The organism is Egicoccus sp. AB-alg2, from assembly GCF_041821065.1.
In the GTDB taxonomy this organism is placed as follows: Bacteria; Actinomycetota; Nitriliruptoria; order Nitriliruptorales; family Nitriliruptoraceae; genus Egicoccus.
Map to the genome: position 1 here is coordinate 199,045 of NZ_JBGUAX010000008.1, position 13,052 is coordinate 212,096.

Annotated in this window: 10 protein-coding genes; 9 read left to right on the forward strand and 1 reads right to left on the reverse strand. The window is 69.2% G+C overall.

Features of this window, described 5'->3' with window-relative positions; genetic code table 11:
• Positions 1 to 110 precede the first annotated feature (110 nt).
• The 9 genes from ACERM0_RS17045 to ACERM0_RS17085 all read left to right on the forward strand — a co-directional run bounded on the left by ACERM0_RS17045 (position 111) and on the right by ACERM0_RS17085 (position 10,332).
• Positions 111 to 1,250: an MFS transporter gene (locus ACERM0_RS17045; protein ID WP_373679817.1), complete on the forward strand. Its 1,140-nt coding sequence runs from the start codon at positions 111 to 113 to the stop codon at positions 1,248 to 1,250.
• Between the two features lie 142 nt (positions 1,251 to 1,392).
• Positions 1,393 to 2,676 carry an aromatic ring-hydroxylating dioxygenase subunit alpha gene (locus tag ACERM0_RS17050; protein ID WP_373679818.1) on the forward strand — a complete coding sequence of 428 codons (1,284 nt, stop codon included), beginning with the start codon at positions 1,393 to 1,395 and terminating at the stop codon, positions 2,674 to 2,676.
• The gene (locus ACERM0_RS17055; protein ID WP_373679819.1) at positions 2,669 to 3,181 is read left to right on the forward strand and encodes an aromatic-ring-hydroxylating dioxygenase subunit beta; all 513 of its coding nucleotides are present in this window, start codon (positions 2,669 to 2,671) and stop codon (positions 3,179 to 3,181) included. The genes ACERM0_RS17050 and ACERM0_RS17055 overlap by 8 nt, the downstream gene beginning before the upstream one ends.
• Positions 3,182 to 3,194: 13 nt before the next feature.
• Positions 3,195 to 3,470 carry a dihydrodiol dehydrogenase gene (locus ACERM0_RS17060; RefSeq protein WP_373679820.1) on the forward strand — a complete coding sequence of 92 codons (276 nt, stop codon included), beginning with the start codon at positions 3,195 to 3,197 and terminating at the stop codon, positions 3,468 to 3,470.
• 168 nt (positions 3,471 to 3,638) lie between these two features.
• The gene (locus ACERM0_RS17065; protein WP_373679821.1) at positions 3,639 to 4,247 is read left to right on the forward strand and encodes a hypothetical protein; all 609 of its coding nucleotides are present in this window, start codon (positions 3,639 to 3,641) and stop codon (positions 4,245 to 4,247) included.
• A gap of 34 nt (positions 4,248 to 4,281) precedes the next feature.
• Complete coding sequence (locus tag ACERM0_RS17070; protein WP_373679822.1) at positions 4,282 to 5,760, forward strand: tripartite tricarboxylate transporter permease; 1,479 nt, start codon at positions 4,282 to 4,284, stop codon at positions 5,758 to 5,760.
• Between the two features lie 97 nt (positions 5,761 to 5,857).
• On the forward strand, positions 5,858 to 7,372 hold the full coding sequence (locus ACERM0_RS17075; RefSeq protein ID WP_373679823.1) for an aldehyde dehydrogenase family protein: 1,515 nt from the start codon (positions 5,858 to 5,860) through the stop codon (positions 7,370 to 7,372).
• A gap of 83 nt (positions 7,373 to 7,455) precedes the next feature.
• A complete protein-coding gene (locus ACERM0_RS17080) occupies positions 7,456 to 8,571 on the forward strand; it encodes a Bug family tripartite tricarboxylate transporter substrate binding protein (protein WP_373679824.1) in 1,116 nt (371 codons plus the stop codon).
• A 96-nt stretch (positions 8,572 to 8,667) separates the two neighbouring features.
• On the forward strand, positions 8,668 to 10,332 hold the full coding sequence (locus ACERM0_RS17085; protein ID WP_373679825.1) for a thiamine pyrophosphate-binding protein: 1,665 nt from the start codon (positions 8,668 to 8,670) through the stop codon (positions 10,330 to 10,332).
• A 19-nt stretch (positions 10,333 to 10,351) separates the two neighbouring features.
• On the opposite strand, the gene ACERM0_RS17090 is transcribed toward ACERM0_RS17085, so the two are convergent.
• Positions 10,352 to 13,051, reverse strand: coding sequence for a molybdopterin cofactor-binding domain-containing protein (locus ACERM0_RS17090; protein WP_373679826.1), 2,700 nt, complete (start codon positions 13,049 to 13,051; stop codon positions 10,352 to 10,354).
• Position 13,052 lies beyond the last annotated feature (1 nt).

The window sequence follows — 13,052 nt, forward strand, 5'->3', positions numbered from 1 at the left end:
GGCGCCTTTTCTCCGGGAACGTGCGCCGACGGCAGGAGGAGTGCCTGGTGACCAAAGACACTCCCGGTCCTGTGGGATACGGCCGCGTACTGCGCTCGAGATGGGCGCTCGTGTCCGTCGCGACCCTGCTGTACTGGACAGCGGCGCACGCGCTGCGACCGCTGGTACCACTCCATCTCGATGCGCTCGGAGCGAGCGAGGCCACCGTGGGACTGGTGATCGCGCTGTTCCCGCTCAGTTCGCTCGGGCTGGCGATCCCGAGTGGCCGCCTCGTCGACCGCGTCGGTGTCCGCCGCGTGTTGGCGTTCGGTCTGGTCGGCATGGTGTCCGGCGGTGTCGGTTTCGCCGTCGCTCCGACGGTTGCTGCCGTGGCTGCGTTCACCGTGCTGATCGGTCTGGCCGAACTGGCCACCTGGGTCTCGCTGCAGGCGTACGCCAGCGAGGGCGGCCGCGGCGACTTCCTCACCCGCCAGCTCGCGCTCTTCTCCCTGGCGTGGGGCGGTGGCATCGCTGGCGGGCCCATCATCGGCACGCTTCTCTACGACAGGTACGGGTTCTCCGCGGTAGGCGTGTGTTACGCGTTGTGCGGAACCATCGCCGTCGTGGCCTTGTGGGTGGCACCCCGCGTCGGGCGACCGGCGGTGCGGGAGCGCCGGTCGGTGCGATCGGGCATCGCCAGCATGTGGGCCACCCTGCCGGTTCGGGCGACGCTGTTGTCCAGCTTCGTCGCCCTGTTCGTGCAAGGCATCAAGGCGTCGTTCCTTCCGCTGTACTTGGAGCGCGCCGGCCTCGACGTGCCTCTGATCGGCGTCCTCCTGTCCGTCAGCGGTATCGCGGCCCTGGTGGTGCGCCTGCCTCTGCCCCGCGTCGTCAGGCGGCTGGGGCCTGGGCGCGCGCTCGTGTTGAGCATGTGGCTCGCGGTCGTCCCGATGGGCCTGTTCCCCTTCACCCGCGGATTCGCGGTGTGGCTCGCGCTCGCGGTGTTCGTGGGGGTCGGCCTCGGGGCGAACCCGCCCATCACCGTGGAACTGATGGCTCGCCACACGGATGCCGCCGAACGTGGCGTGGCCATGGGGCTCCGGCTGACGGCCAACCGCCTCGCGCAGGTCATTCAACCCATCGCCTTCGGCGCACTGGTGTCCGCTGCCGGCTTCGCCACCGCGTTCACCGCGGCCACCGGGGCGCTGGCCGTGATCACCGGGTGGACGAGCTCACTTCGAGACGCGCTCGCACCCTCGGGTGACGACTGACGTGGTCGCTGCCAGGCCAGGGGCCGTCTTCACCAGCCACTTGCACGGTGGACCCCAGCAGGCAGCTGCGGCGCCCCTCTGGCTGAGGCGTCGCTATCCTCGCAATGGTCTGAGGGTTCGACAGATGAATGGTGATGGTCCGATGACGATCACGAAAGAGCCGCTCGAGTTGTCCTCGTTGGTCGTGGACGAGCCGTTCCGGTTCCGCGTCGACAGCCGTATCCAGCGGGATGACAACATCTTCCGGCTCGAGCTGGCCCGCATCTTCGGCCGGACGTGGCAGTTCGTGGCGCACGAATCCGAGGTGGCCGTGCCGGGCGACTATCGGACCACGGTGCTGGCCGGGCAGCCGGTCATCGTCAGCCGCGGAGAGGACGGTCGCATCCATGTCGTGCTCAACCGCTGCATGCACCGCGGCGCGGTCGTCTGCCGGTCCGAACGCGGCCATGGCAACCACTTCCGGTGCCCCTACCACAACTGGGTCTACCGAAACGACGGCGCGCTCGTCGGTATGGCGCAGCGCGCCGGCTACGGGCCGAACTTCGAGGCCGGTGAGCTCGACCTGGTCCGCGTGCCGCGTGTCGACACGTATCGGGGGCTGATCTTCGCGTGCCTGGATCCGGATGCGTCCGACCTCGAGGAGCGACTGGGGCCGACGGCCTGGTACATCGATCAGTGGGCCGACCGGTCGCCGCACGGCTCGGTCCGGGTCACGTCCGGCGTGCATCGCTATCGCTACCCGGGCAACTGGAAGTTCCAGGTCGAGAACGGCATCGACGGCTACCACGGCAACTACGTGCACGAGTCGTTCGTCACGTTGCTCGATCGCTCGGGTGAGCGCCGGCGGCAGGAGGTCGTCCGAGCCCGCAACGAGCAGGCCACGAACAACCATGCCCGCAGCCTGGCGAACGGCGACAGCATGCTCGAACGCGAGGAGGGCATGCTCGGCACGTTCGACTACGCCGCGAATCCGCGCTACCGGCGCCAGCTCGAGGAGGCGCACGGCGCCGATCGAGTCGCGGACATCCTCACGCAGCGCAACCTGTTCATCTTCCCGAACCTGTACCTGTTCGAGTCCCACATCCGGGTTATTCGGCCGCTGTCGGCCACGGACACGATCGTGGACGCTCTGCCCACGTGGCTCGACGGCATCGACGACGACATCAACACCGCGCGACTTCGTGAGCACGAGCGGTTCTTCGGCCCGTCCAGCTTCGGTGCAACAGACGACATCGAGATCTTCGTCCTCAACCAGACAGGCGTGCAGGCGACAGCTGCCCGATGGCTGGACTTCTCCCGGGGACTCGAGCGAGAACGCCGGCAGCCCGATGGCAGCATCGTGGGGCACTCGACCGACGAGGTGCCGCAACGCGCGCTGTATCGCACCTGGTTCCGGATGCTGCAGCAGGAGCGGGCGGATGGTTGAGCCGGCGGCCCCGACGCTCACGGTGGCGGAGGCCGCAGAGCTCCTCTACACCGAGGCGGCCCTACTGGACGACCGACACCTCGACGAATGGCTGGCGCTGTTCACCGAAGACGCCCGCTACTGGTTGCCGATGGCCGACGAGGACCCGTCGTGCGAGCCGTCGCTGGTGTACGACGATCGCGCACGCCTCGACGAGCGCGTCTTCCGGCTGCTGGACACGCCGGCGTACGCGCAGATGCCGCCGTCGCGCACCCAGCACGACGTCACCAACGTTCGCGTGCTGCAGCAGCATGGTCGGGACGCGGTCGTGGGCTGCAACCTCGTGGTGCACGAGGTCCGGGTGGGGGACCCCTCACAGATCGGTCTCGCGACTCCGCGCAGCCTCGCCGGGCGTAGCACCTACGGGTTGCGGTGGGCGCCGGACGAGGGTTGGCGCATCGCCGAGAAGACCGTGCGTCTGCTTGCCCGGGAACTGCCGCAGTTCAACCTGACCTTCATCATCTGACCACGAGGTGCACGTGCCAACGCCCTGGGACTCCCTTGCAGGTGGCGAGGACCTCCAGGCCCGGTCCCGCGACGGACAGGACTACCTCGTGATGCGCAACGAGTTCGCCACTGTCTGGCTCGCTCTCGACCGCACGCCCAACGGTGTGCGCCTCGTGGTCACGGACGCGGATGCGCGCACGAGCATCGCCCTGGACCCCCTGGAACTCGAGGCCATCTCTCGCATGCGCCACGAGGACTTCGACGTCCGCATCCTGGAGCGGGGCAGCGGGCCGGAGCCAACCGCATGAACGCTGCCGACGCGCGTCTGCCGCGGTCGGCCGTGGCTCGGTCGGACAATTATTCCTCTTTGGTCGAACCCTTGACGGGTGCCTGCGGAATCCCTTAAGGTCCGACCAAATGTGGGTGTTCCCCGAACGGTGCCGGGCGGTCATCAGGGCGGCCGGGAGGAGCTCGGAATGGCGTCTCGACGGCAGGATGTGATCCTGACCGCCTCGCTGCTGGTGGCGATCGGTGCGATGACGTTCATGGCCTTCGATTTCAACGAGCAGGCACGACGCATTCCGCTGGTCGTCGGGATCCCGACCACCGCCCTGCTGGCCGTGCAGCTGCTGCGCAGTCTGCTCGCCCTTAAGACAGGCAACCCGGCGCTGGCGGACACCGCGGAAGCGGTCGACGAGCAAGAGGACGGCCTGGGGGGCGGCCGTGATCGCTCCGGAGGCGACGCGTCGGAGGTCTCGGCCGACGAGGCCCGGGCGGGCACCGCCATCGAGGCGGCGAAGCCCTCCCGGCTGGAGACGTCAGCGGCTGCGTCCATGCCGATGAAGGCCTCGACGCTGAGTGCCTTCGGCTGGGTGCTGGCGCTGGGCGTGTCGTTCTACCTGCTGGGGATGCTGGCCACGGTGCCGGTGTTCTTCCTGGCGTTCATGCGCCTGTACGCCAGGGAACGGTGGTGGGTCATCGCTGTTGCGTCGGGTGTGACGCTGGCGGTCATCCACGTGTTCTTCGTGGTCCTGCTCGAGGTGCGGCTCTATCAGGGCCGCTTCGGCGAACTGCTGCCCTGGTGAGTTCGCTGCCCGCGCGCCGACGGAAGGTGCCCCCGTGCTGACCGACATGTTCAGCGGACTGGGTCTGCTCGGCGGCACCGCCCTCCTCTACATGCTGATCGGGATCGTGTTCTCGACCATCGCGGTCGTGACCCCCGGCCTCGGAGGCCTGTTCGCGATCGCCATCGTCCTCCCCTTCGCGTTCCAGCTCGAACCGCCGGTCGGCATCGCCCTCATCATGGGCGTGACGGTGGTCAGCGGCACGGGCAACACGATCACCTCCGTCCTCTACGGCATCCCCGGCTCCGCGTCCGGGGTGGCCACGACCTTCGACGGCTACCCGATGTCGCGGCGGGGCGAAGGCATCCGGGCCGTGGCTGCCGGGCTGACGGCGTCGGCGATCGGCGGTGTGTTCGGCGCGGTGGTCCTCGGGTTCGCGCTGCCGGTCCTACGGCCGTTGGTCCTGCTGTTCCGGTCGCCCGAGTTCCTCGCGCTGATCCTGCTGGCATTGGTGTTCATGGCGTTCGTCGGGCAGAGCGATCCCATGAAGGGGCTGATCTCGGGCGGCATCGGACTCATGCTGTCGTTCGTCGGCCTCGAGCAGAGCACCGCGGCGCAACGGTGGACGTTCGGGCAACTCTATCTCTGGGACGGCATCGCGCTGGTTCCCGTCGTGCTGGGTCTCTACGCGATCACGGAGATGATCGACCTCATACGTCAAGGCAGCGCCATCAACGAGTCCGGCCAGCAGGAGCACTGGTGGGTCCAGATGCGCCGCGGCATGGCCGACACCGTCCGGCATTGGAGGGCCACGTTGCAGAGCTCGTTCGCGGGCCTGTGGGTGGGCATGGCGCCTGGCCTGGGGGACGCGGCGGCACAGTTCGTCGGTTACGCGCAGGTGGCGAAGACCTCCAAGAATCCGAAGGCGTTCGGCACCGGCACCGTGGAGGGGGTCATCGCGGCCGACGCGGCCACGAACTCGAAGGAGGGTGGCGCGCTCATCCCGACCCTGGCATTCGGGATCCCTGGCAGCGCCTCGATGGCGATCGTGCTGGCAGCGTTCCTGGCGTTCGGTATCCAGCCGGGTCCGTCCATGCTCAGCGAGAACATCAGCATCGTGTGGATGATCATCTGGATCCTGGTCATCGGCAACCTCATCGGCACCGTGGTGACCCTCGCGATCACGCCGGGGATGGCCAAGCTCACCGAGTTGCGGACGTCCCTCATCGTGCCCCCCATCCTCATCGCGAGCATCTTCGGTGCCTTCAGTGCCAGCAACGCGATCGGCGACGTCGTGGTCATGATCGCCGTGGGGTTCCTGGGCTGGCTCCTCAAGCACAACGGCTATTCGCGCGCGATCTTGCTGATCGGCTTCGTGCTCGGCCAACTGCTCGAGCAGAACTATCTGCTGATGATGCGGGTCTATGGCGCCGGTGCGCTCACGCGCCCGATCGCCGTCGGCATCTATGCCCTGACCGCGTTGATCATCGTCGTCCCATTGTTGAAGTGGCTGTACCGGGTGGTGCGGGGGTAGCGCCCGATTCGCTCCGTTGACACCCCTCACCCGGCACCCTACGCTCGTTTTGGTCGGACCATAAAACCAACTGTCGCTCTTCCGAGGAGGCCGAGCCGTGGCCGTCGACGTGGCGCACGACGTCACCTTCCAGCGCCAGCAGATCGCGAGTCGGACCTACGGCTTCCGGATCGGTGGCTCGCGCATCCAGCAGGAGCGTTCGACGCTGCCCGCTGTGGATCCGACGACGGAACGCACCATCACGGACGTGCCGCTGGCGACGATGGACGACGTCGACGATGCCGTCGCAGCCGCGAACGAAGCGGGGCGTGCCTGGGGCCGGCTGCATTGGACGGAGCGTGCACGTGCGCTGCGGGCCTTCGCCGACGTCATCGAGGAACACGCGGAGGAACTCGGCCGACTCGACACGGTCGATGCCGGCCTGCCGATCTCGACCGCCGTCAAGGACGCGCACGACGCGGCCAAGGCCTGTCGCTACTTCGCGGGACTAGCGGGAGAGGTCGTTGGCCGTGCGTTCCCCTGGTCCCCGGGTGCGCCCTTCATGCACACGAACCGCGAGCCGTACGGCGTGGTCGGCAAGATCGTGCCGTTCAACCACCCGGTGAAGTTCGCCGCGGTGAAATCCGCACCGGCGCTCGTCACCGGCAACAGCGTGATCGTCAAGCCGAGCGAGTTCACCATGCTCTCGGCACTGCGCCTCGCTGAGCTGGCGGACGAGGTGCTGCCGCCCGGGGTCTTCACCGTGCTGCCGGGCGGTGCCGACGTCGGTGCCGCCCTGGTCGAGCATCCGGACGTGCCACGGCTCGCATTCACCGGTTCCGTGGCGACGGGCCAGCACGTCATGCGGGGCGCCGCGACCGAGATCAAGCACGTCACCGCCGAACTCGGCGGGAAGAACCCGCTGCTGGTCTTCCCCGACGTGGACATCCCGCAGGTCGCTCGCGCGGCGGTGAACTCACTCGACCTGTTCCGCTCACCGGGGCAGGCGTGCTGGTCCACGTCGCGGGTCTTCGTCCACGAGGCGATCCACGACCGTTTCCTGGACGAGGTGCTGCGGGTCGTCGCGACCATCCAGGTCGGCGACCCGCTCGACCAGGCGATGGACATCGGGCCCGTCGCCTACGAAGGGCATCGCGACCGCGTGGACGAACTGATCCGCTCGGGCATCGAGGAAGGAGCCCGGCCTCTGGCCGGCGGCATTCCCGATCGTGAGCGCACCGGCTTCTTCGTGGACCCGACCGTGTTCGCAGACGTCGAGCCCGGCATGCGGATCGCCCAGGAGGAGGTCTTCGGCCCGGTCATGTCGGTGCTGCGGTGGTCGGACGAGTCGTCGCTCTTGGCGGCCGCCAACGACGTGCCCTACGGCTTGACCGCGGCGATCTGGAGTGCCGACGTGGGACGCGCACAGGTGATCGCTCGTGAACTCCAGGCCGGCATCGTGTGGATCAACACCGCCTCGGCCCGTCCCGTGGGCATGCCCTTCGGCGGCTACAAGCGCAGCGGCGTCGGCAAGGAAGGCAACTTGGAGGACCTGTTCAGCTACACGCAGGAGAAGGCGGTCATCGTCGGGACGGACGCTCGGTCCTCGGAGGACCTCGATCCGGTGTGCTGAATCGTCGCGGCACCACGAAGGCGGCGCGACGCGGGAGTACCACCACCGATCGGTGTGGTGGAGGCGATAGAGGGAGAAGCCACATGAACGGCAAACGACTGCGAGGCGTGATCGCGGTCCTCTCTGCGGCAGCGCTGCTCCTCGCGGCGTGCGGCGGAGACGACGCGACCGAGACGGAACCGGGAGCGGAGACCGCGACCGACACGGACCCGGCCGAGGGTGACGAGGCGGGCGCCGAGGAGGACGCCGACGCCGGCGGCGAGATCCCCGAGGACAATCCGCTCGCCGGAGAGCAGATCACCCTGACGGTCGGCGTCGGACCCGGTGGCGGGTACGACGCCTACGTGCGGCTGATCGCCCCGTACCTCGAAGAGCAACTCGGGGCGACCGTGGTGATCAACAACGAGCCCGGCGCCGGAGGCCTCGTTGCCCTCAACAACCTGCTCGCGTCGCCGCCCGACGGTACGCAGGTCATGTTGATCAACGGCTCGGGCATCGCCGGCTCGGCACTCGCCGAGGCGGAAGGTGTCAACTTCGAGCTCGAGGACCTGACGTATCTCGCCCGTGTCTACGCCGGCCCGAAGCTGATCGGTTCCGGCCCGGACTCCGGGTACGAGACGCTCGAAGACCTCGAGAACGCCGACGACCCCTTCCTGTTCGGGGCGAGCGGACCCGGGGCTTCCACCTACGTCGAAGCACTCCTCGTCATGGAGATCCTCGGCTATCCGTACGAGATCGTGACCGGATACGACGGTTCGTCGGATGTCCTCGCCGCCATGCTCGTCGGCGAGGTCGACGGCATCATCGTCGACCTCGACACGCTCGGCCCCACGGTCGACGAGGGCGACGCCATCCCGATCCTGCTCACCGGCACCGAGGAGCGCTCCGACCAGGTGCCGGACACGCCCATCCTCCGGGAGCTCGACCTCGACAGTGAGCAACAGGAGCTCGTCGACGCCTTCGAGGCGCTGCTCGATCTGGGACGCAGCCTGGTCGCGCATCCGGACACGCCCGACGAGTTGGTGCAGACGCTACGGACGGCGTTCGACAACATCCTGACCGATCCCGACTTCGTCGAGGATGCCGAAAGCCAGGGACGTCCGATCGGGTACGTCGATGCGGCCGGCGTCGAGGACCTCGTCGACACCATCACACAAGCGCCCGAGCGCTTCCGCGAACTGGTCAGCCTGGGCTTCTGAGCTCGCTGCGCGGCATCGTCGGGTCCGACCTCCCGGGTCGGACCCGACGGCGCTGGACACCATCTGACCGACACCATCTGACCATGGAGGTCAGCCATGCTCGTCGCCGACGCACTGGTGCGCCAGCTCCAGGCCCTCGAGGTCGAGTACGTCTTCGGGCTACCTGGGAGTACGGAGGGCCCGCTCCTCGACGCGCTCGGCCGTGTCGACCAACCACGTTTCGTGCTCGGCCTGCACGAATCCATCGTCGTCGCGATGGCCGACGGGTACGCACGGGTTTCCGGTCGACCTGGTGTGGTGTCGCTGCACACGTCGGTCGGGACCGGCAATGCCGTCGGGCAGGTGATGAACAGCTGGGTCGATCGCTCGCCGATCGTTGCCATCATCGGTCACAAGGATGCGCGCATCGCCAACCGCGATGGTTTCTGCACCGTCGAGCACCTACCGGGATTGTTGCGCCCCTACACGAAGTGGAGCCGGTCCGTCGAGGACCCGCAGCTGGCCGTCGAGGACCTGACGCGTGCGTTCGCGCTGGCGCAGCGCATCCCGACGGGTCCGGTGGCGCTGGTCGTCACGGAGGACCGCGCCGCGGCCGACGTCGAGCAGGCGAAGGAAGCCACCATCGGTGCGACCCCGGCCGGCGCAGCGCCGTCATCAGCGGCGATCGAGGAACTGCGGCAGCGGCTGCGTGGCGCCAGCCGGCCCCTCTTCCTCGCCGGCGACGGCGTCGCGCGCACGGGCGCCCGGCAGCTCCTCGTCGAGGTCGCCGAGGAGTTCGGCGTGCCGGTCCTGCTCGAACCTCGCCGTTCCGCGGCACGCATCAACGTCCCGACCGATGCATCGGTGTGCTGCGGCGAGTACCAGCCGGATCACCCGGCTGTTCGCGACGCCGACCTGGTGGTGGCATTCGGCGCCCGCGTCTTCGTGGAGTTCGAGCCGGCGACGGGGTCCGAGCTTCCCGAGGGCGCCGCACTCGTGCACGTGCACGACGACCCGAGCGAGCTGAACAAGCGCTACCCAGCGGATCAGGCAATCGTGGCGAGCAGCGCGGAGACGCTACGGGCGCTACGGGGGACGGCGGACCCGATGGCAGCCGAGGAAGGTCGAGGCCGGATGCGCGAACTCGTGCATGCGTATCGGACCGCGCGTCAGGAACGACGTGATGCGGCCGTCGACGACGACTCGTCGCTCAGCGTCGACCTGGTTGCGCAGACCCTGGACGAACGGCTCGCCGATGACACGATCGTGATCGACGAGGGTGTCCGCTCCTCACGTGTGCTTCTGCGGCATCTGCAGATAGGCGCCGATCGTGAATACCACCGCAACACCGGTGGCGCGATCGGCTGGGGTTTGCCGGCGGCAATCGGAGCGAGGTTGGCGGCGCCGGAGCGTCCCGTGGTGCTGTTCGTCGGCGACGGCAGCGCGCTGATGTCGATCCAGGCCCTGTGGACTGCGGCCCGCTACGAGCTCGACGTGACCGTCTTCGTCTCGAACAACCGTGGATACCAGGCGGTGCAGGCCGCCGTCGAGAAACATCGCGCAGGTCGGCTGGACGGACCGGCGGTGGGGGCGGGGATCGACGGGCCCGCCCCGGACTTCGTCCCGCTGGCCGCCGGTTTCGGCGTGCCGGCGCGAGCGGTCGACACCGTCGGCCAGCTCCGTGAGGCGATGGACTGGGCCAGAGACGAGACGGGGCCGACACTCATCGAACTGCGACTGGAGGCGGGCGAACACGTCGGAACCGGCGCCGTCGGAGGCTGACCACCCTCCGGCGCGTCGCTCAGGCCGGCGTCGTCTGCTCGCTCCGCAGCAGCTGGTCACGGACACGTTCGGGCGTGAACGGCAGCGATCGCAGACGGACACCGCAGGCGTCCGCTATCGCATTGGCGATCGCCGGGGCGACGAGTGGCGTGGTGGCCTCACCTGCTCCGAGCGGCCGGCTGCCGGGACGGTCGAGCAGTACGACGCGCATGCCGGGCACCTGCGAGGCGCGTGCCACCCGATAGCTCGCCCAGTCGGTCGTCACGACGCCGGTCCGATCGACGCGCAACTCCTCGCCGAAGGTGCGGCTCAGGCCGTGCACCACGCCACCCTCCAGTTGCTGCCTGAGCCCGTCTGCATCGACGACGGCACCGGCGTCGACCGCGACCGTCAGGTGCAGGGGCGCGAGCAGGCTGGCCTCGAGATCCACCGCCACACGGGCGACCACGGCCGCATACGCCTTGTCGCCCGCATAGCGTGCCAGCGCCACACCTCGGCCGATCGGCATCGCGCCCGACGACGGCACGGAGGTGTCGTCGACCCGCAGTGCCTCGTCCAGCACCCGTCGGGCGCGGTCGTTCTGAAGGTGGCGACGCCGCAATTCGACCGGGTCGAGCTGCAGCCCGGCGGCGATCTCGTCCATCATGGATTCGATGGCGAAGACGTGCAGGACGGCTCCCAGCGATCGCAGCGAACTCGTCCGCAGCGGTCCGTCGACGTGACGTGCCCGCGCGTGGACGGCGTCGAATGCGTAGATCGGATCGAGGTTGCGCCCTCCACCGCCACTGGCGCCGAGCTCCGGACGTCCGACGTCCCCGGCACGTAGCCAGGCGGGGATCAGGCGGTCGCCCTGCCCTCGGGGCCGGGCGCCGTGGGCGTCGGTCAACGCGTCGTGCCGCCAACCGGCCACCTTGCCGTCCGCAGTGACCCACGCGTCGACGTCGGCCCGCATCGCCGAGCCATACGGCTCGACGACGAACTCCTGCCACGGCTCGAACGCGAAGCGGACGTGTTGCCCGGGCACGATGTCGGCGGCCAGCATCGCGAATGCCGCGGCATCGTCAGCTGCGTTGTGGCCATAGCAGCCGGGCCCCGGCACTTGGTGGACCGTGATCTGGTTCTGGGCCCGGCCACTGATCGCGGCGAGTTCGGCACGGAGCGGGAAGATTCCTTGCGTCTGTGACCAGACCTGGAGGCCGTCATCTTCACTGAGGGCGACAGCGGCGGACGGCGCGATGGGAGCGTGCGCCTGATAGGGCTTGTCGTAGACGGCGCGGAAGTGACGGAGTTCCTCGTGATCCGCCGGGAGCGTGTCGTCGCGTGCGGTCCACGCGGTCCCGTCGTCGTCACCCAACAGCCGGTGGTCGGCCGGGCCGGGTCGCAGCGTCGGGCCGGACCAGCGCGCGCCCGCCGCGATCGTGTCGGCACCGCGCCGGGCCGTCTCCTCGTCCTGTGCGACCACCAGCACGAGGCTGCCGTCGACGGCGACGGCACATACTTGCGACCACGACCGGACGGCCTTCGTGGCGGCAGACTCCAGGCGAGCCTGAGGATGTGGCGGAATGACGGCCCGCGCGTGCAGGAGCCCCGGGGGCTGCAAGTCGTGCACGTATCCGGTCTCGCCACGAAGCTTCTGCCGGAACTCGTGGTGGCCTTCCTGTCGAACCGCGGAGGCGAACTGCCAGCTTGGCGACACGTCCGTGCGGATCCGACCGACGACGGGATCACCGTCGACGAGTTCGGCGATCGAGAGGTGCGCGGTGCCGCCGACGAGCACGGCGTCGTGACGTATCGACCACTCGTCGGCGCCGGGGGCCCGGGCGCGGGCCCGTTCGATCAGGATCTGTCTCGCCGTGGCAGCGGCGAGCGCGACGGCCAGTCCACTTTGCTGCATGGAACGACTGCCCGAGGTGAACCCTTCGTTTGGGCTCGTCGCGGTCGTGGGGGTGTCGACCCAGACACGCGCGGCCTCGACGCCCAGCGTCGCGGCCGCGACCCGGCGCAGCGCGGTGTGCACCGCCTGCCCGATGTCGGAGCGCCCGCTCAGCAGCTGCACCGTCCCGTCGGCGTGGAACCGAAGCCAGTGCTCGACGCGGGGTGCGGCGGTGAGCTCTGGCGGCAGTTGCGCCGGTCGGGCGTCGACGGCGTCATCGTCGATCCTGATGAGCTCGCAGGCACTGATGTCGTCGCTCGGTTCGACGGCGCGTGCCCGGCTGGTCGTTGCTGCGGCAGGCACGGCGGCGATGCCCAGTACGCGGCGCGCTGCCTGGAGTAGCCGGGGATACGCGCCGCAGCGGCACAGGTGCTCGTCGAACGTCGCGCGCAGATCGGCGTCCGTGACCGGGTGTGGTGTCGCGGCCAGGCCGACCGTCGCTGCCACGAAACCTGGGACGCAGTAGCCGCACTGACCTGCGTCGATCGAGGAGAAAGCGTCCCGCGCGAGCTGCCATGCGGCCGTGTCCGCCTGGGGCGTGGTGACCTCGCGTCGCGCCACCGTGGCCAGCGTCCGGTCGCAGCTGGTCGCTCGCTCGCCGTCGACGAGGACCGCGCACGTCCCGCACTGGCCGGCTCCGCATCCGGCCCGGACCGCCCGCGGGCCACGCAGCTCCCGCAGCACGTCGATCAGGCGCCGATCGCCGCCGCCGCTACGCACCGCCCGCCCGTCGAGCCGGAACTCGACGACGGCGTCGGGCGGTGGCGTGTCGTCACTGGCAGCCACG